General features: G+C 57.9%; 18 protein-coding genes. 8 read left to right on the top strand and 10 right to left on the bottom strand.

The window, feature by feature from the left end; translation table 11 throughout:
• Positions 1-49: 49 nt before the first annotated feature.
• From ACVDG9_RS10635 to ACVDG9_RS10625, 3 genes are all read right to left on the bottom strand, one after another.
• Positions 50-1,123 carry an FAD-binding oxidoreductase gene (locus ACVDG9_RS10635; RefSeq protein ID WP_022999486.1) on the bottom strand — a complete coding sequence of 358 codons (1,074 nt, stop codon included), beginning with the start codon at positions 1,121-1,123 and terminating at the stop codon, positions 50-52.
• A gap of 4 nt (positions 1,124-1,127) precedes the next feature.
• Complete coding sequence (locus ACVDG9_RS10630) at positions 1,128-2,363, bottom strand: aromatic ring-hydroxylating oxygenase subunit alpha (protein ID WP_075283824.1); 1,236 nt, start codon at positions 2,361-2,363, stop codon at positions 1,128-1,130.
• A 148-nt stretch (positions 2,364-2,511) separates the two neighbouring features.
• Complete coding sequence (locus tag ACVDG9_RS10625; RefSeq protein ID WP_447237931.1) at positions 2,512-4,548, bottom strand: oxidoreductase; 2,037 nt, start codon at positions 4,546-4,548, stop codon at positions 2,512-2,514.
• A 169-nt stretch (positions 4,549-4,717) separates the two neighbouring features.
• Between ACVDG9_RS10625 and ACVDG9_RS10620 the strand changes: the two genes are divergently transcribed.
• The 3 genes from ACVDG9_RS10620 to ACVDG9_RS10610 all read left to right on the top strand — a co-directional run bounded on the left by ACVDG9_RS10620 (position 4,718) and on the right by ACVDG9_RS10610 (position 6,766).
• A complete protein-coding gene (locus tag ACVDG9_RS10620) occupies positions 4,718-5,371 on the top strand; it encodes a TetR/AcrR family transcriptional regulator (protein WP_022999489.1) in 654 nt (217 codons plus the stop codon).
• Positions 5,372-5,425: 54 nt separating this feature from the next.
• A complete protein-coding gene (locus ACVDG9_RS10615; protein ID WP_447237930.1) occupies positions 5,426-6,286 on the top strand; it encodes a helix-turn-helix domain-containing protein in 861 nt (286 codons plus the stop codon).
• A gap of 69 nt (positions 6,287-6,355) precedes the next feature.
• Positions 6,356-6,766: a VOC family protein gene (locus ACVDG9_RS10610; RefSeq protein ID WP_447237929.1), complete on the top strand. Its 411-nt coding sequence runs from the start codon at positions 6,356-6,358 to the stop codon at positions 6,764-6,766.
• A gap of 66 nt (positions 6,767-6,832) precedes the next feature.
• Here ACVDG9_RS10610 and ACVDG9_RS10605 read toward each other — a convergent pair whose 3' ends face one another.
• Together ACVDG9_RS10605 and ACVDG9_RS10600 are read right to left on the bottom strand one after the other, a co-directional pair.
• Positions 6,833-7,324, bottom strand: a complete 492-nt coding sequence (locus ACVDG9_RS10605; RefSeq protein ID WP_031268819.1) for an Lrp/AsnC family transcriptional regulator — start codon at positions 7,322-7,324, stop codon at positions 6,833-6,835.
• Between the two features lie 158 nt (positions 7,325-7,482).
• Entirely contained in the window at positions 7,483-8,127 is a 645-nt protein-coding gene (locus tag ACVDG9_RS10600; RefSeq protein WP_447237928.1) for a uracil-DNA glycosylase family protein, read from the bottom strand.
• Positions 8,128-8,257: 130 nt separating this feature from the next.
• Between ACVDG9_RS10600 and ACVDG9_RS10595 the strand changes: the two genes are divergently transcribed.
• Positions 8,258-9,814 carry a sensor histidine kinase gene (locus ACVDG9_RS10595; protein WP_447237927.1) on the top strand — a complete coding sequence of 519 codons (1,557 nt, stop codon included), beginning with the start codon at positions 8,258-8,260 and terminating at the stop codon, positions 9,812-9,814.
• 43 nt (positions 9,815-9,857) lie between these two features.
• On the opposite strand, the gene cobT is transcribed toward ACVDG9_RS10595, so the two are convergent.
• Positions 9,858-10,883 carry a nicotinate-nucleotide--dimethylbenzimidazole phosphoribosyltransferase gene (gene cobT, locus ACVDG9_RS10590; protein ID WP_168693211.1) on the bottom strand — a complete coding sequence of 342 codons (1,026 nt, stop codon included), beginning with the start codon at positions 10,881-10,883 and terminating at the stop codon, positions 9,858-9,860.
• Between the two features lie 106 nt (positions 10,884-10,989).
• Between cobT and cobS the strand changes: the two genes are divergently transcribed.
• The 4 genes from cobS (at position 10,990) to ACVDG9_RS10570 (ending at position 14,061) form a co-directional block, all read left to right on the top strand.
• Entirely contained in the window at positions 10,990-11,862 is an 873-nt protein-coding gene (gene cobS, locus ACVDG9_RS10585; protein ID WP_447237926.1) for an adenosylcobinamide-GDP ribazoletransferase, read from the top strand.
• Positions 11,863-11,941: 79 nt separating this feature from the next.
• Positions 11,942-13,096: an alpha/beta hydrolase gene (locus ACVDG9_RS10580; protein ID WP_208992404.1), complete on the top strand. Its 1,155-nt coding sequence runs from the start codon at positions 11,942-11,944 to the stop codon at positions 13,094-13,096.
• Positions 13,097-13,159: 63 nt separating this feature from the next.
• Positions 13,160-13,351, top strand: a complete 192-nt coding sequence (locus ACVDG9_RS10575; RefSeq protein WP_055653833.1) for a DUF1289 domain-containing protein — start codon at positions 13,160-13,162, stop codon at positions 13,349-13,351.
• Positions 13,348-14,061, top strand: coding sequence for a retropepsin-like aspartic protease family protein (locus ACVDG9_RS10570; RefSeq protein ID WP_062488963.1), 714 nt, complete (start codon positions 13,348-13,350; stop codon positions 14,059-14,061). Before ACVDG9_RS10575 ends, ACVDG9_RS10570 begins: the two co-directional genes overlap by 4 nt.
• A 25-nt stretch (positions 14,062-14,086) precedes the next feature.
• On the opposite strand, the gene dusA is transcribed toward ACVDG9_RS10570, so the two are convergent.
• From dusA to ACVDG9_RS10550, 4 genes are all read right to left on the bottom strand, one after another.
• Complete coding sequence (gene dusA, locus ACVDG9_RS10565) at positions 14,087-15,088, bottom strand: tRNA dihydrouridine(20/20a) synthase DusA (protein ID WP_447237925.1); 1,002 nt, start codon at positions 15,086-15,088, stop codon at positions 14,087-14,089.
• A gap of 132 nt (positions 15,089-15,220) precedes the next feature.
• Entirely contained in the window at positions 15,221-15,922 is a 702-nt protein-coding gene (locus ACVDG9_RS10560; RefSeq protein WP_447237924.1) for a 4'-phosphopantetheinyl transferase family protein, read from the bottom strand.
• Between the two features lie 111 nt (positions 15,923-16,033).
• A complete protein-coding gene (locus ACVDG9_RS10555; protein WP_055653825.1) occupies positions 16,034-17,674 on the bottom strand; it encodes a cyclic peptide export ABC transporter in 1,641 nt (546 codons plus the stop codon).
• 46 nt (positions 17,675-17,720) lie between these two features.
• A complete protein-coding gene (locus tag ACVDG9_RS10550; RefSeq protein ID WP_022999502.1) occupies positions 17,721-17,930 on the bottom strand; it encodes an MbtH family protein in 210 nt (69 codons plus the stop codon).
• Positions 17,931-17,935: the final 5 nt, after the last annotated feature.

Genomic DNA, 17,935 nt, shown 5'->3' with positions numbered 1-17,935 from the left:
CGCCATTGATACATCGCAAATTTTGAATATTTCCTCGACTATCTCCGGCTCAGATATCGACCTCGACTGTACCGATCGGATTGGAGCAGCAGGCCAGAATGAAACCGGCTTCGATATCTTCATCGCTGATGCCGCCAGAGTGGACCATGTGAACTTCACCGGAGAGTTTCTTCACCTTGCAGGTGCCACACACACCGAACGTACAGCCCGACGGGATATTGAGCCCTGCATCCTTTGCAACTGCCAGAACCGTGTCGGTTTCCGAACACCAGGAAGACACCTTGGAGTTGGCAAAGACGATCTGGGCCTGCACGTCGTCCTGAGGTACGACGTCATCGAACTCTGTCAGTTCAGCCTTGGTTTCTGCGGGCGCCTGGAAGCTTTCCTGGAAATAGTTTTCCATGTTGAAACCGAGCGAGTTCAGAATCTCGCGTACGGATTCCATGAAGCCTTCGGGGCCGCAGCAATAGACTTCGCGCTCCAGATAGTCGTTGCACATCAGGCCCAGCATCAGCTGGTTGAAGTGCCCGCGATAACCGGTCCAGACCTCGTAAGGATCGCTCTTCGTGACGACGAAGTGCAGTTGCAAACCGTTCACGCGGCTCGCCATGTACTCAAGCCGCTTGCGGAAGATCAGATCAACAGGCCGCGTTGCGCACTGGATGAAACAAATGTCCGGATCCTCACCGCGCTCGAAGAGCGTCGTCGCCATCGACATCATGGGCGTAACGCCGGAGCCGGCTGAAATGAACAGGTACTTGTTGTCCGGATTGCGCGGCAGATGGAACAGCCCAGCCGGTCCATAAGCCTTGATCTGCATGCCGGGAACAAGGTTCTCCAGCATCCATTTCGTACCGACGCTGTCCTGCTGGACCTTTACCGTCACGGAGATATAGGCGTTGGTCACCGGCGAAGAGGAAATCGTATAGGTGCGTTGAACGTTTCCGCCAGGCACCGGGAGATCGAGCGTGATGAACTGGCCTGCCCGATAGACGAAAGTCGCGCCTGATGGCGGACGGAAGGTGAAGGTTTTCACCCCCGGCGCCTCGGGCAGAACACTCACGCATTCCAGAACTTCACTGTCGGACCAGACCGGCGTATCGCGTCCGGGCATCGGGATCATCGTACTACTCCGCGGCGACACGGAAACGGCCCATCAGACCGTTTTCCAGGGTTCGGGAGTACCAGTCGACGAACTGGATGACGCCGCTTTCCTGAGCCGGAGAATACGGCCCCGGTTCATAGGCCGGCGACTTGATGCCGATCTGGTTTTCCTCAACGATCTGACGGTCCTCATCGTTGGTGTGGACCCAGACTTCCGTCAGCCGCTTGAGGTCGTAGTCGACCCCTTCCTGAGCGTCCTTGTGCACCAGCCAGGTGGTTGTCACCTCGGTTTCCATGGGACTGATCGGCAGAACACGGAAGGTCAGCACCTGGTCGGACAGGAAGTGGTTCCAGGTGTTCGGATAATGGAAGAACAGGCAAGACCCCGCGTTGTCGAAGGGCACGGACCCGATACGCTTGGAAACAGCCGCCTTGCCATCCATGGTGTAGCTGACCGCATCGCCCAGGAACGGAATGCGCACGAAACGCCATTGCTCGGACGGCGAAATCAGGAACCTGGACGGAAGCCCTGCGCCTTCGCAGCGTTCCACATGCGCCTTGCCGACGTTGGAAGAGGTTGAATCGTCACCCCCCACGAGATTGGGATCGTCCGGGAACGTCCGGCATAGCGACGGATGCGACCCGGAGCAGTGATAGCACTCGCGGTTGTTCTCCAGAACAAGCTTCCAGTTGCCCTGCTCGACGATGGTCGACTGGTGGGCAACCTTGAGGTTGGAAAGGTCGTGCGGGCCGAGATAGCGTTCAGCCTGCTTTTCCAGTTCCGTGGTGTCGGGGGCAACGGCAGCAAGGCAGATGAACACCATGCCTGAAACGGTCACGCAGTGTACGGTCTTCAGTCCATGGTTTTCCGGCTTGAACTCCGGCCCCATTTCGCGCGCCCACAGAAGCTTGCCGTCGAGTTCGTAGGTCCACTGGTGGTACGGACAGACCAGCTTGGGCGCCGAACCTTTGGATGCTGCACAAATGCGGCTGCCGCGGTGACGGCAGGAATTGTGGAATGAGCGAATGACACCGTCGGCTCCACGCACGATGATGATGTTGTAATCACCGATCTGAAGCGTGACGTAATTTCCCGACTTCGGCAGCTCGGCTGACGGAATGGCGAAAATCCATTCCTTCTGCCAGATGTTCTTCAGGTCCGCCTGGTAGACGTCGGCATCGGTGTAGAAGGCCTGGGGCAAAGAATACCCGGCTCGTCGGCCCATCAGAAGTGATAGAATTTCCGCATCGCTGAACATGGTGACACATCCTCTTTGGCCGAGTCTCCCGGCCTGTCCTTGCCGGGAACGTTAGGCCCACCCGACCCCACCGCCGTAGCGCAAAAGCGTCATTTGGTTATCCATGTAAGACGCTGCCCAAATTTTCCGCGTGCGGTGCAGCATCACGTCAAATGTCCTTGACCAAACGTAACGCATCATAGATTGCCGCATGGGTGTTGCGAGCCGCAACCGCATCGCCGATGCGGAAAAGCGCGAATGTGCCATCCGGGTTGGCCTCGAGAGGCTGCGGGCGGCCAAAAATCAACGCTTCCTGCTGAACTGCACCAAGGTTTTTCGACATCGGCTTCAGCTCGAAATAGAGTTCATCCATCGGTATTGTACCGTGATTGACGACGATTTGGTCGAATTCCCGCTCTTCCGTGTGGCTGGAATAGTCTGTTCCGACGACAGCGGTGATCAAGTTCCCGGAACGCTTTGCAGCTTTCAGGCGGTAGGTGACCGTGAAACGAACGTCCTTGTCCTGCAGCGATCGCATGTAAGGCACCAGGTTCATTGCCATGACATCCGGGGCGAAGGACCTGTCTGGCGTCATGATCTCCACATGAGCGCCGGATTTTGCGATCATCTCGGCCGCCTGAAGTGCGGGATGATCACCGGCATCGTCGTAGACGAGTACACGTTTGCCCGGCTTGACGTCGCCCGCAATGATATCCCAGGCAGAGACAACAAGATCATTGCCTTCGCTCAGGACTTCCGTATGCGGCAAGCCTCCTGTTGCGACGATCACCACATCCGGGTTTTCTCCCGTGATATCTTCTGCTTCTGCAAAAGTGTTGAAACGGAACTTCACGTCTTTCGCCAGGCACTGGTCCATTCGCCAGTCGATTATGGAGATCATTTCGCGCCTACGTTCGGATTGCGCTGTCAGCCGGACCTGACCACCGGCATGTGGCGCTGCCTCGAACACGATCACATCGTGCCCCCGTTCGCCTGCAACGCGCGCCGCTTCCATGCCGGCGGGCCCTGCGCCAACGACGACCACCTTCTTTTTTGTGTCCGCGAGTGGGATCTCGTGGGGCATGGTCAATTCCCGACCGGTTGCCGGGTTGTGGATGCAAAGTGCATCACCAGCCTGATAGATGCGGTCGAGACAATAGGTTGCTCCCACACAGGGGCGTATATCCCCTTCCCGCTTTTCGGCAATTTTCCGAACCACCATAGGGTCGGCCATATGTGCCCGCGTCATGCCGACCATGTCCAGAAGCCCTTCGGCGATCGCATGGCGCGCTGTTGCGACATCGGGGATCTTGGCTGCATGGAAGGTCGGCATGCCGACTTCCTTCTTGATGCGGCCGGCGAAATCCAGATGCGGGGCGTTTCGCATGCCCTGAACGGGAATCACGTCGGTGAGCCCCGGATCAGTGTCGATGTGGCCCCGAATGACATTGAGGAAGTCGACCTGTCCCGTAGCCTTCAGGCGACGGGCAATTTCAAGACCTTCGTCTTCCGTGATGCCTCCGTCCAAATCCTCGTCCGCGGTAAAACGGATGCCCAGAATGAAGTCGTCACCAACCCTCTGCCGAACCGCCTCGATGACTTGGAGTGAAAAGCGCATCCGGTTTTCCAGTGAACCACCGTACGGCCCATCCAGCGTGTTGGTGACCGGCGACCAGAACTGGTCCATCAGGTGACCGTAGGCCTGCAGCTCTATGCCATCCATCCCGCCGGCCTTCATGCGTTCCGCCGCGTCGGCATAGTCCGCTATGATGCGGGCGATGTCCCACTCTTCGACCTGCTTGGGAAAGGCCCGGTGCGCTGCTTCACGTTCATGGCTGGACGAAACCGCAGGTAACCAGTCCCCCTTGTTCCAGTGTGTTCGGCGACCAAGATGGGTCAGCTGGATCATCACCGCACAATCGTGTTCGTGGCAGGCATCCGTAAGCCGCTTGATCCACGGCACGACTTCGTCCTTGTAGGCAAGGATATTGTTGAAGACGGGCGGCGAGTTGCGAGAGACGGCCGCGGAGCCGGCGGTCATGGTCAGTGCGACACCGGCCTTTGCCCGGACCTCGTGATAGGCGCGATACCGGTCCTTCGGCATGCCATCCTCAGGATAGGCAGGCTCGTGCGACGTGATCATGATCCGGTTTTTCAGCGTCAAATGTTTCAGCTGATAGGGCTGCAACAACGGATCTTTCGACATCTCTTTCCTCTCCGGGCATTCTACCGCATCACGGATTTCCTCAGGTTTGCAAAGATTAATTCCCACCGATCATCTTTGAAAAGTCTGAAAAGCGACATAGGTGTCGCTTTTGTCGACATTGGTGTCAATTTTCATTGCCGGCAGGCCGGTGCTTTGTTATCGCAAGCACATGAGCGACCTATTGATCGAAAAAACGTCCGGTTGGCGCGGCACACGTGAAATCTGGATCGAAGCTGCCTATCAGGCGCTGATTGAACATGGCATTGATGCCGTCAAGGTGATGCCCCTGGCCGACAGGCTCGGTCTGTCGCGCACTAGTTTCTACGGCCATTTCTCAGACCGGAACGACCTGCTCGACGCCTTGATCACCCAGTGGCAAACGAAAAACACCGGCAATCTGGTCAAACGGACCGAGGATTACGCGGAGACAATCACCGAGGCGATCCTGAACCTTTTCGATTTGTGGCTACTACCGGAACTGTTCGATTCCCGGCTGGAATTTGCGATGCGCAACTGGGCACACGCGGATCCGGACCTGACGCCCATGCTGGAAGAAGCAGACCGTGTACGCATCGAGGCTTTTACGGCGATGTTCGAACGTTTTGGCTATGAACACGCCTCGGCCGACGTGAGAGCCAACACCATGTATCTGACGCAGATCGGCTATATCTCCATCGTCAAGGATCGGCCGAGCGAGCCGCTTGGCCCCAGGCTTCAGCGCATGCCCCACTACATCGAGATCTTTACCGGGAAAACCGTATCCGATGCGGAGTTCGCCAGATTTCGCGCGCGACATCCGCTGGGTCCCGGAAAGACTGAATGATTATGGGTGACCACGACCCGAGTTGATCCTATCCTGCCCCGACAAGGAAGGATCATGACAACCTCGCAAGATGCCTCACCGCCCTCCTCCTCGGTTCCCCCCGGCATTGATGCCGGTTTCTGGCGCCGGACAGCACCGCCGGACATGCGCAGCCTTTTCACCGACATCATCGGCTACGAAGAGCGAAACCCGCAGACGAACAGGCAGGTTGAAACCGCCTCCTTGACCATTCCGCTCATCCTGAGTTTCGGCGATCCGTTTGAAATCGCGCTCGGTCAGCATCCAACCGCTGAAAACGAGCGTCCCACCTTTCTGGCTGGGCTCAGCAGTTCTCCGGTTTTCATTCAGTCAAATGGCCGTGCCAAATGCCTGCAGATCAACTTTACACCGATCGGTGCCCGTCATTTTTTCCGGTTCCCAATGGACCTGCTGACGGACCAGATGTTGCCGTTTGCCGATGTCGCGGAACCGGAACTGGCTGAATTTGTCCGCCGGATCGAGGATCTGACAAGCTGGAATGCGCGGCTTGATCATGCCCTTGCCTACGTCATCAAACGCCTACGGCAAGACACTGTTCAACTGACCCCGGCGGACCATGTGTTGCGACGGCTACTTGAAACCGGAGGCCAGGTCTCAGTCACATCGTTGGCTAAGGAGATTGGCTGGAGCCGAAAGCACCTGGCACAAAAATTTCGGAAGGATATCGGCCTTCGACCCAAGACGGTTGCCCGGGTGATCCGCTTCGGCAAGGTGCTCAAACATGCTCAGAACTGCTTCGACATCGACTGGGCCGGCTTGGCGGTCGATTGTGGTTACGCCGATCAGGCCCATCTCATTCGGGACTTTTCCGAGTTTTCCGGTCAGTCACCGGAAGTCTGGCGCGCACGGCTGCTGAATGGCACTGCCAACACCTAGTAGGTAACAAAACTTCAATCCCGCAAAATCGCGAAGAGCTATCACCTCCTTCATCAAAGGAGGTACGACATGTCTCATGAAGCAAGCAGAATTTATCCCGTTTTCCGGTTCGGCAATGCCAATGCCATGATCAAGTGGCTCGCAGATTCATTCGGGTTTGTCGAACACGAAGTGTACAGGGACGACCACGGCACTGTGGTGCATGCAGAGCTGGCTTTCGGATCAGCCATGATCATGGTCGGTCAGGCCCGCGACGACGCTTTTGCAAAGATCATCGGGCATCCGGACGGCCCTTGCGGCAAGGCAATTTACCTGGCGGTGGAGAATGCCGACAAACTGTTCGACCGCGCCACTGCGGCTGGGGCGACAATCCTGGAGGGGTTGACGAACCGGGACTACGGCAGCCGGGAATTCATTTGCCAGGATCCTGAAGGAAATATCTGGAGCATCGGCACCTATTGGCCCAAAACGCCCACGTGAACCAACCAGAAGACCGAATGAACCTCAGGGGTTCGCTGGCCGGAACGGATCGTGTTGCCGGCCAGTTCACTTGTCCCGGTCGGGTTTAGGCTTTTCCGGTGCCACATAGCTGAGCGGCAAGGCCGTGGTGTTCTTGATCTGCTCCATGGCGAAGGTGGTCGAGACATCCGAAATGTCGATCCGGGAAATCAGCTTCTTGTAAAAGGCGTCATAGGCCTCGATGTCCGGCACGGCGACACGCAGCAGATAATCGACCTGACCTGCCATCCTGTAGAATTCGACCACTTCGGGAAACTCCCGGATGACATCGGCGAATTTCTTCAGCCAGTCTTCGGAGTGCTGGCTCGTGGTAATGGCGACGAAGGCCGTTACCTTCGCATTGACCTTTGCCGGGTCCAGCAAGGCGACGCGGCCGGTGATGACACCGTCCTCTTCCATTTTCTGGATGCGCCGCCAGCACGGCGTGGTCGACAGCCCCACCCTGCGGCCGATTTCAGCCACCGGAACGGTACAATCTTCCTGGAGAATGGACAGGATGCGACGGTCGATACGATCAATCATGAATTCAAGATCCGGCCAGGAGCAACAGAGATTCCCGACCGCGCAGACCGCAACATGTTGGGAAATCATTTTCATTGAAGATAAAAACTCGTAACTGAGTTTCAATGAAAATGTCAATTCTCACCGAAATGAGAATTATTTTCGAATTCCAGCAATTAGGGCACCATTGTAAGGCGCTGAACCTCGCCTCTCAGAACCGGCAGCAGCTCGGTTTCAAACCACGGGTTCTTTCTCAGCCACGCATTGTTGCGCCAGGAAGGATGCGGCAACGGCAGGACCGCCGGTTTGCCGTCCATCTGCCGAGCGAAATGCTGACGCCAGTTCGACACTGTCTCGGTAAGGGATTTCTGCCGGTTTGACCCGAGATGATAGGCTTGGGCGTATTGGCCGATAACCAGCACCAGTTTGATCTGCGGCATGGCAGCAAACAAGCGGTCATGCCAGGCCTTGCGGCATTCGGTGCGCGGCGGCAGATCGCCCCCTTTTGCGTCCAGTCCAGGAAAACAAAACCCCATCGGCACGATGGCCAGTTTACCGGCGTCGTAGAAAATATCCTCGTCGATGCCCATCCAGTTTCTCAACCGGTCACCTGAAGGATCGGTGAACGGTCTGCCGCTCTGGTGAACGCGTGTGCCTGGCGCTTGTCCGCAGACACAAAGCCTTGCTGTTCCAGATACTTGCAGAACTGGTCTGGGCTCATGCGGTAACGCCGACTTTTCAGGGTTCTCGACGCAGATCCGGCACGACCGCACGTCAGCGGCAAGTCTGTCCAGAGTTTTCGAATTCGTCTTTTCTGACAATGAGTTGCACCTTGGCACAGCCTGTTAACACTTCCCTTACCACGATCTTGAGGACGATCTTAAGGAATGGTGAGTCAGGTTGAATAAACACGCGGCAGCGCGATAACAAAATCAAAACTTTGGGCAGCAAATGGCATCGGTTGCGTCAGAAACCGGCGACGACAAAGTCACCATCAACGAACAGCGCGCCAAGCGCCGTCGTGAGATGGCGCGCTCGGCCAACGATGTGCGCAGCCGCCTTGGTACGCCTGAAAACTGGTACACGTCTTTCGATCTGGAACGGCAGCATCTGTTTGCCGACACCCGCATCAACGCTGCCTACGCGGTCCCCCTTCTCGCCCTGATCGTTGCCGCGATCTCCGTTCTGTGGATCAACCCGCTCTTCATCGGCGCCTGGTTTACGGCGACGCTTTGCACCCACTTCCTGATGGTGATTACCAGCCATTCCTACGAGAAGGCTCCTTCCGACCAGAAAGCTCGCATCTACTGGCGGAGCAGGTTCGCCTTTGGTGACTTCGTCTACGGCTGCAGCTGGGCCAGCTTCTTTTTGCTGCCTCAGACCAGTGAATCCGGCGACGGATTTGTCATCTTTCATTTCGCGACGCTGCTGATCGTGGTTGCCATGAACACGATGCAGTCGGCCACCCTGCCGAAATGCCTGCTTGCCAGCACCTTGCCCATGACACTGATCGTCACCGTCAGCTTCCTGCAGCAGGTGAACCCGATCCACTATACGCTCGCCGCCATGGCGATCGGCGCGCAGGGTTTCTTCCTGATCCTGGGCAACCAGCTTCTGAAGAACGCCAACACCATGCTGGAATACCGGGCCGACAAGGATCACCTGATCGCCGAGTTGGAAACTGCGAACGCGATGTCCGACGAAGCACGTCGCCGCGCAGAAGCTGCCAACCTTGCCAAGTCCCGCTTCCTGGCCACGATGAGCCATGAACTGCGGACACCGCTCAACGCCATCCTCGGATTCTCCGAAATCATGAAGGATGAAGTGCTCGGCAAGATGCACAACAAGAACTACCAGTCCTATGCCGAAGACATTCACGGCTCGGGACAACATCTGCTCAACCTGATCAACGAAATTCTCGACCTGTCCCGCATCGAGGCCGGTCGGCACGAATTGCATGAGGAACCGATCTTCCTGGACGATATCGTCGAGGAATGCGGGACCATGATGAAGGTTCGGGCAAAGGCCAAGACGATTTCGCTTCACCACACCCACGAGCCTGACCTGCCGCGCGTTTGGGCGGACGAGCGAGCCCTGCGTCAGGTGGTGCTCAACCTCCTGTCCAACGCCGTGAAGTTCACACCGGTGAACGGCGAAGTCTGGATCAAGGTCGGACCGACGTCAGATGGCGGACAATACGTCTCGATAAAGGATACGGGCCCCGGCATTCCGGAAGACGAAATTCCGACCGTACTGGAAGCTTTCGGTCAAGGGTCTCATGCCATCAAGACGGCAGAACCGGGGACAGGTCTTGGCCTGTCCATCGTCCAGGCGCTGATCAACATGCACGACGGCAAGTTCTCGCTGAAGTCCAGGCCCGGCGATGGCACGGAGGTGATCGTCACCCTGCCGAGAGCCAGGATCATGAACTATTCGCCGGATGTCATCTGGGTGGACCCGAACGACAAGGACAGCGGCGTCCCCTCCGGCAAGGCAAGATCGGCCTGATCCGCATCAGCGGTTTAAGGCCGCTTCAATTTCAAAAAGAGCTTCAGTCGTCTTTTTCGGACACACCAGCGTCTGCGAAGGTGGCCATGCCGGAGTGCATTTCGGCGGCGGCCTTGGCAATACCTGCAGCGAGTGCAGCACCGGAGCCTTCACCCAGACGCATGCCAAAATCGAGCAGCGCATCCTTGCCCATGTGCTCGAGCACCTTCGCATGGGCCTGCTCTGCCGAAACATGGGCGAAGAGGCAGTGGTCGAGACCGGCCGGGTCCATCGCATAAACAACAGCAGCAGCAGCCGTCGTGACAAAGCCATCGACAATCACCGGAACGCGCTGCAGGCGTGCGGCAATGATGAGGCCGGTCATGGCTGCAATCTCGCGGCCACCGATGCGACGCAGGATCTCCAGCGGATCACGTTCGCCGTTCAATCGAGCAACCGCTTTTTCGACAGCTTCGCGCTTGCGGGCAAGGCCCTCGTCGTCAACACCGGTGCCGCGACCAATCCAGTCTTCAGCCTTGCCGCCGAACAGCGCATTGATAACCGCAGCAGCGACTGTGGTGTTGCCGATCCCCATTTCGCCAAGACAGATCAGGTCAATCCCGCCGGCAAGCGCTTCCATGCCGTATGCCATGGTCGCAGCGCAATTGGCTTCGTCCATCGCGTCTTCCCGCGTTATGCTGGGGGTCGGCATGTCGACCGCCAGGTCGAACACCTTCAGGCCGATGTCGTAAGCCCGGCAGATCTGGTTGATTGCAGCGCCGCCAGCCGCGAAGTTCTCGACCATCTGCCGGTTGACCGCACTCGGAAATGCGGACACGCCTTCATCCGCAACCCCATGGGCGGTCGCGAAGATGCCGACCATCGGCCGCGTGATCTTGGGCGGAGCCTTGCCGGACCAGGCGGCCAGCCATTCGGCAATTTCCTCAAGCCTTCCGAGCGAACCGGCAGGTTTGGTCAACTCCGCATCCCGGGCCTTCACCCTCGCGAGCGCATCCTCGTCCGGCCCCGGCATGGATTTCACCAGATTACGGATATCGTCAAAGGGCAGCGCGGTCTCGGAGAGGGACATGTTCTTTTGGTTCCGGTTGTTCGCGGCCGTCGAGTGGCCACTTGGTCTCGCTTAGCCGCTGTTCTATAACTTCGCCCGGTAAAAACTCAAGCACGGGACCGGCCTGATGAGCTCTGAAACCGACCAAGAGCCTGATTCACAGGTTGAAACGCGGTCCAGGAAAACACGGGATCAACACCAGGTCTGGCTGGACGGGGGCAAGGCACTCGCCGCGGACACGGCAGCTTGCGTACGATTCTTCTCCCGGCTGCCGCTGCCTGCAGTCAACACCGAAGACGACCCGATGTCCCCTCCGGACTTTGTTCGGATCGCCCGTGCAGCGCCTCTGGCAGGTGCAATCATTGCCCTGCCCGCGGCCGGCATCGGTGTTGCGCTCGGTTTCACTCAACTGCCGCTTCTGGCCGTTGCGGTTCTCCTGACCGCGGTTCTTGCGGCAACGACCGGAGCTCTTCACGAAGATGGTTTGAGCGACGTAGCCGACGGCTTCTTCGGCGGTGCAACCCGCGAAAGACGGCTCGACATCATGAAGGACAGCCGCATCGGAGCCTTTGGGGCTCTCGCCCTGATGATCTCGGTACTCCTGCGCGCCGTCCTGCTTGCAGCGCTTTGGCAAAAATTCGGACCAGCTGATGCGGCGCTGCTTTTTCTTGCCGGAGAAGCTCTCAGTCGGTTGCTGCTTGTCTGGCAGTGGCAATGCCTGCCATCTGCAAGACCTGAAGGGCTCGGAGCTCGCTTTGGAAAGCCGTCCCGGTCAACCGTGCAACAAGCTTTTCTTGTGACGTTGCCCGCGATGCTGCCTGCGTTCTTCCTGCTCTCCCTGCCGGCCTTGCTGCTGGCTCTTGTCATCGCCATCGCCGCGGCACATGCGACCGGTCGGCTTGCCGTGTCCAAGATTGGCGGAGCCACTGGCGATGTTTTAGGCGCAGTTCAACAACTCACTGGTCTTGGCTTTCTTGCAGGGATGCTTATGGTGCCGTGAGTAGCGGATAGAGGCCTTGGTGGCGGGAATAGCTCACATGTCAGTATCGGGCAATTCAGTTAGACGAGAAGCAACAGGTTTGCGCGCAGCAACCCTGTTGATCGTTTTTGCCATCTTGTCCGCCTGTTCCGGACGGCCGGAAGTCGGAGCGCTCGCGCTCAACGAAGACCCGGTCGTTGGTGCCAGGGTAAATGATATCCTGATCGTCACCACCCGCCAGCGGGACGACCGCCCCGACACCTATTTCAGCGGTGAGCGTTCAGCCGCGGTCAATTACGCGGAAGCCTCGATTTCGGTACCGCCTTCTCACAAACCCGGCCAGATCGAGTGGCCCGAAAGTCTGCCGGGTAACCCCAAGACCGACTTTGTTGCGCGCAAGGCCGACTACATTGCCGACAAGGCCGCCTTCCGGCGTTCCGTCAACGCCAGGCTTGCCAGTTTGCCGCGCGGCGAACGCGACATAATGCTGTTCATTCACGGCTACAACACGCGCTTTCCGGAAGGGCTTTACCGGTTCGCGCAGATTGTCAACGACAGTCAGTTCCAGGGCGTCCCGGTTCTGTTTACCTGGGCCTCACGCGGCAAGCTTCAGGATTACGTCTACGACCTCAACAGCGCCGCGATTGCTCGTGGAGCCCTTGAAGAAACGCTTGTGGAACTTGCCAAGACCAATGCCGACAACATCACCATTCTCGCCCACTCCATGGGCAATTGGCTGTTGATGGAAACCGCGGTACAGGCACGACCGGAAAACCGCCGGCTTGTCGCAAAGCATGTCAACGACATCATTCTGGCGGCGCCCGACATCGATATCGACCTCTTCAAGACCCAGCTCAAGCGAATTGGCCCGATGCCCCGACCCTTTACCGTTATCGTTTCGCGTGACGACAAGGCCCTGCGCATCTCGCGCACCATCGCAGGTGGCAAGGAACGTGTCGGGGCTTTCTCCAACGATCAGGAACTGGCGGAACTCGGTGCTGTCGTTATCGATGTGACCGAGCTTGAATCGCTGGACAGCACGAACCATTCGAAATTTGCACAGCTTGCACAGCTGCAGCCTGACTTGCGCAAGGCACTCGGCAGCTCCGCACTCGGGTCCGGTGCCGACCACAACCGTGGCGCCAATCTTGGCGATGACCTGGGGTCCTTTGTGGGCACGACGGCACAGGCAGCAGTTACCTTGCCGATCAAGGTCATCACCGCGCCGTTCACCTATGCGTCAGGCGGCTATTGATCCGGTCATTATTCGCTGTTTTCCGCCCAATACAGTCTTGGCAACGCCACAATCTGCGGCCATATGCGCTTCATGAAGTCACCTTGTATCAACATCTGCCAGATCGACACCAAATCAGGCCTTTGCACAGGCTGCCTGCGCACTCTTGACGAAATCGCGTCCTGGGCGAGTTACAGTGAGGCCAAGCGCAACCAGATCCTCGCAGAATTGGCGAACCGGCCTCAGCCGACCACTGAGCCCGGAGTGCGCGGATGAACAATCCCAGAAACTACCGCGGTCTGATGGTTGTCATTCTGGTGCTGGTCATGGCCGTTGCCGCTTTCTATGCGTTTTTTGGTGACCCGACCGACCCGGCGAATGTCAATTTCGATGACACTGGCCCCCGGGTTGTTGCCCTTTCCGCACTCGCCTTCGTTTTTCTGGCCAGTTTCCTGTTTGGCCAGCCGAAAGCCCGCGAAATCCTGCACGGCACGGTTTTCTGGGGTGGGTTCTGTGCCCTGCTCGTTGTCGGCTATGTCTACAAGGCGGAACTGGTTCAGGCGGGTTACCGCGTTCTTGGGGCACTGGCACCCGGACTTGCCGTGACCCAGCCCGACGGCACCATTCTGATTGTCCGCGATGCTGGCGGGCATTTTGTACTGGATGGACGCATCAACGGTGCCCGTGCGGAGTTTCTGCTTGATACTGGCGCCAGTGCCGTTGTCCTGACCTATGAAGACGCGCTGCGTGCCGGCTATCGCCCACAAGACCTGACATTTTCGGTACCGGTTTCCACCGCCAACGGCCGTGCACTGGTCGCGCCGGTGAAGATCGACACGATCACCATCGGCGATCACACGCTGCGCAACATCCGCGGTTTCGTCGGGCGCCAGGGGACGCTCGATTCCAGCCTTTTCGGCATGACCGCACTTGATCATCTGCGCAGTTGGCGCATCGAAGGCGACAAGCTGATCATGACGCCTTGAGCGGATCGGGAACTGCGCGATAGTCCTACTCGGCTGCCGCCAGTTCGGCTCCTGCAGGACTGACCGCTGCAAGCGCCTTTTCGACCACTTCCAGACCAGCACCGGGCTTGATCGCCTCCACTGTCAGAATGCGCCGCCAGGACCTCGCCCCCGGACGCCCGTGGAACAAGCCCAGCATGTGCCGCGTCATATGTGCCAGTTTTACGCCCTTGCCCAATTGCTCTTCCAGATAAGCCATATGCGCCTTCACCGCATCCCAGGGCGAGACGTCCGGTCCGCTGGCGCCATAGAGCCGCCGGTCGACCTCTCCCATGATCTGCGGAGTGTGATAGGCAGCGCGGCCAAACATCAGGCCATCCAGGGTCTCCAGGAATGGTTCCGCCTGGTCCAGCGTCTGCAAGCCACCGTTGAGGCCGATGAACCTGTCCGGCAGACGCTGCTTCAGGCGCAGAACCCGCTCATAGTCGAGCGGCGGAATGTCCCGGTTTTCCTTTGGGCTGAGTCCCTTGAGCCAGGCCTTGCGCGCGTGCACCCACAAGGCATCTGCGCCCGCAGCAAAAACGGCATCCGCCATGGCGTCAAGCGCCGCTTCAGGGTCCTGTTCGTCGACACCGATCCGGCATTTCACGGTTACGGGAATATCGACGGCGGCCTTCATGGCTTCGACACATGCCGCCACCAATGCCGGTTCTTCCATCAGGCACGCGCCGAAGCGGCCGGACTGAACCCGGTCGGACGGGCAACCGACGTTGATATTGACCTCGTCATAGCCAAAATCGGCAACGATCCGCGCAGCTTCCGCCATGTCCTTCGGATCGGATCCGCCCAACTGACAGGCAACCGGGTGCTCAATATCGGAAAAGCCTAGCAGATGCTGCCGGTCGCCATGGATCACCGCTCCAGTCGTCACCATCTCCGTATAGAGCAGCGCATGCCGCGTCAGTTGCCGGTGAAACGCGCGGCAGTGGCGATCCGTCCACTCCATCATGGGCGCAATGGAAAACTTATGCTCTTGATACTGTTGCATTTTTCTTCAACTGCAAGGAACTGGCTCCGGACGTCCACCGTCCAGGATGGACAGGCCGCGAGGTGCGTTATCCAACTTTGTTCTCGTGTCGATCGACTTTAGTAGACGCGAAATAACAAATTTCGCGGCTTTTCAAAAGCTCCGCTTTTCACAAAGGATGATTTCAACGTCCCTTGCGTCTATTCCCCCAAAGACCGCCAGCGCGACACGCCAGTGCCCTGGACGCCGGCTGATCTGGAAGGAACTGGCCGGACGGCGGAGGTCGGGCGGCGCGGAAATTGCGATACACTGATCGTCAGCCAAGGTGAAGCTGACGGTGGTCAGATCGGCTGTAATGCCCAGGCCGACAGCTTTCAGATACGCCTCTTTCAGCGTCCAGAAATCCAGAAACCTGGAGGTCTTGTGAGCTCCTTCAACCTTCGCCAGCTCTTGTCTTTCTCCGGGTGAGCAAACGTCGCGCATCAACATGTCTACTTCGACCGCGCGCTGATCCGTTTCCGCATCAATGCCGATCACGCCTTCCCTTGTCACGGCGCACGCAACCAGGCCACGTGTATGCGTCAGGCTGAAGTCGAGGTCTGACCGACCGGCGACTGCCGGCTTTCCCGTAGCCATTGGCGCGAACTGCCAGTCGCGCGGTGCCGTACCGGGTTCCAGATCACTCAGGGTTTTCCGCAGCAACGCATGTGCAAGCGCGTAGTCCTTCCGGTCCTGATCGAAATGAAACGCGCGAAACCGCTGAAGTTCGTCCTCCGAGAGAATTTCCAACGCAGATTCGAGATCCTCGGAGCTGCAGCTGGCCGTCTCCAGAATGATCGCCTTGGTGCCTGGCAAGTTAACTCCCGGAACTCTGGAGATGGTAATCGGAGGGCAGACTGTTTCACCCTGTTGAAAAGTGACCTGGACAGTGGCCAGGCCCTACCGTCAAGAACTCATCCGGCGGCTTCAGACCGTGGCATCAGCCGGACTGGACACCTTGCTGATCCTGCCTTCTTCCATCCAGACGATCTTGTCTGCAACATCGAAATACCGGTCATCATGCGTGATCGCGATAACTGTGCGACCCTCTTTCTTCAGTTTCATCAGGAAATCTGTATAGAACCAGCGCCGATACTCCGGATCCTGATCGGCGGCCCATTCGTCAAAGAGGTAGACATCCCTGTCTTCCAGCAGGGCAACGACCATGGCGAGCCGCTTTCTCTGGCCAGTGGACAGGTTCGTCGTGCTGAACCGGTTGTTCCGGTAGTGAACCTTCTCGTCCAGTTTCATGTCTTCCAGCAGGTCGTAAAGCTTCTGCTCGTCCGTCAGATCCACACCATAAAGCCGGTCGAAGAGGTGGAAATCGGAAAAGATGACCGAAAACAGGCTGCGATACCGGTCGATGTTTTCAGGTTTGACGACCTTGTCGTCCCATGACAGATGACCACCATCCGGCTCATAGAGACCTGTCAGGATCTTCGCGAGGGTCGACTTGCCGCTGCCGTTGCCACCAACGATGAAGACCATTTCGCCCGATGCAATTTCCAGGTCACACGGCCCGATCGAAAACGGGCGGTCGCCATCTTCGCTATGATAGGTGTAGGCAATCTTCTTCAGGGATATACCTTTGGAAAGCCTTGCCTGCCGCACTTCGCTGCGCTCATCCATGGCTTCGCTGTGTTTTTCCAGAAGCTCTCTCAATTCCTCGATATTGGACACCGCCAGATTGGCACGCGAAACCACCGGCAACATGCGGATGATCGAAGTGATTGCGCCGCTGGCAAAGACGATCACCGTGACAATCTTGCCCGGGATCGAGAGGTCCGACACATAAAACGGTATCGCAAAGACCAGCGTTCCCATGAGCGTATAGAAGAAGACATCACTGACAGACTGGCCATAGTTGAAGGAGCGGCCGGATTCCACACGTAGATCCTCGACCTGCTCTGATCGCGGAATGATGTAGTTGTGGAAGAGATCGTCGCTGCGCTGCGCGTTCAGTTTCACTTCCTTGAAGCCGCTGAGAATATTCTCGAAGCTGTTGTGAAAGGCCTGTTCGCTCAGGCTTGCCTGGCGCATCAGTTCCTCCGCATCGCGGTAGCTCTTGCGATAGAAGAAGATGGCGCCGGCCAGAAACGCCAGGGTGACGATAAAGGCAAGCGGCGAGAGATAGCAGATGTAGAGCGCCGACATGACCAACTGCATGACGAAATAGATCAGGCCGACAAGCGCAGGCGCTGTTTCCTCAATTGTCTGATGGTCACGACCAACTGCTGCCCTGATACGCGTCAGGCCGATTTCTTCTACGGTTGCGAGGTTCAGACTGCGGACTTGCGCGGTCACCCGGATCCGCAAGCGACACAGATAATCGGCGATGATTGCGGTTGCCATGTTGAGGGCGCGATTCATCGTGAAGAGAACGGTCGCGCAGCCAAGCACGAAGAGACCGAGATACTGCCACTGCAGACCGGTGTTCTGCTGATAGTTCGTCACCGCGTTGATGACGGCGATGATCAGCCCCATGACCAGCCCGGGCACCAGGGAAAGCAGCAGGAAGGTGCGTTTGCTGTCGCCCGCTTCACGATACAAGAGACGAAAGAAATTCATCGAAGACCAGGCGCTCCAGGTGGATCATCACCGTTTGAGAAATATGTCAGTTCAGGGCAGCATCCCGAAGGCTTTTCGGGCGGATGTCGGTCCAGTTGGCGTTGACGTAGTCCACGCAGTCCTGCCGCTTGCCGGGGCCGAAGACCGACCGCCAGCCATCGGGGATCGGCACGAATTCGGGCCAGAGAGAATGCTGCTCCTCGTCATTCACCAGCACATGGAAAATGCCGTCCGGATCGTCGAATGGATTTGTCATCGCCG

The organism is Roseibium sp. RP-7 (assembly GCF_053005225.1).
Note: the sequence above shows the minus strand (reverse complement) of the source record. Positions and strands in the feature narration are given on the sequence as shown.

Excerpts from the sequence above, each read along its gene's own strand:
- cobS (WP_447237926.1), top strand. The coding sequence starts at position 10,990 with ATGAGCTCTGAAACCGACCAAGAGCCTGATTCACAGGTTGAAACGCGG.
- ACVDG9_RS10595 (WP_447237927.1), top strand. The coding sequence starts at position 8,258 with ATGGCATCGGTTGCGTCAGAAACCGGCGACGACAAAGTCACCATCAAC.
- cobT (WP_168693211.1), bottom strand. The coding sequence starts at position 10,883 with ATGTCCCTCTCCGAGACCGCGCTGCCCTTTGACGATATCCGTAATCTG.
- ACVDG9_RS10630 (WP_075283824.1), bottom strand. The coding sequence starts at position 2,363 with ATGTTCAGCGATGCGGAAATTCTATCACTTCTGATGGGCCGACGAGCC.
- ACVDG9_RS10555 (WP_055653825.1), bottom strand. The coding sequence starts at position 17,674 with ATGAATTTCTTTCGTCTCTTGTATCGTGAAGCGGGCGACAGCAAACGC.
- ACVDG9_RS10625 (WP_447237931.1), bottom strand. The coding sequence starts at position 4,548 with ATGTCGAAAGATCCGTTGTTGCAGCCCTATCAGCTGAAACATTTGACG.
- ACVDG9_RS10610 (WP_447237929.1), top strand. The coding sequence starts at position 6,356 with ATGTCTCATGAAGCAAGCAGAATTTATCCCGTTTTCCGGTTCGGCAAT.
- ACVDG9_RS10575 (WP_055653833.1), top strand. The coding sequence starts at position 13,160 with ATGCGCTTCATGAAGTCACCTTGTATCAACATCTGCCAGATCGACACC.
- ACVDG9_RS10620 (WP_022999489.1), top strand. The coding sequence starts at position 4,718 with ATGAGCGACCTATTGATCGAAAAAACGTCCGGTTGGCGCGGCACACGT.
- ACVDG9_RS10635 (WP_022999486.1), bottom strand. The coding sequence starts at position 1,123 with ATGATCCCGATGCCCGGACGCGATACGCCGGTCTGGTCCGACAGTGAA.
- ACVDG9_RS10570 (WP_062488963.1), top strand. The coding sequence starts at position 13,348 with ATGAACAATCCCAGAAACTACCGCGGTCTGATGGTTGTCATTCTGGTG.
- ACVDG9_RS10615 (WP_447237930.1), top strand. The coding sequence starts at position 5,426 with ATGACAACCTCGCAAGATGCCTCACCGCCCTCCTCCTCGGTTCCCCCC.
- ACVDG9_RS10550 (WP_022999502.1), bottom strand. The coding sequence starts at position 17,930 with ATGACAAATCCATTCGACGATCCGGACGGCATTTTCCATGTGCTGGTG.
- dusA (WP_447237925.1), bottom strand. The coding sequence starts at position 15,088 with ATGCAACAGTATCAAGAGCATAAGTTTTCCATTGCGCCCATGATGGAG.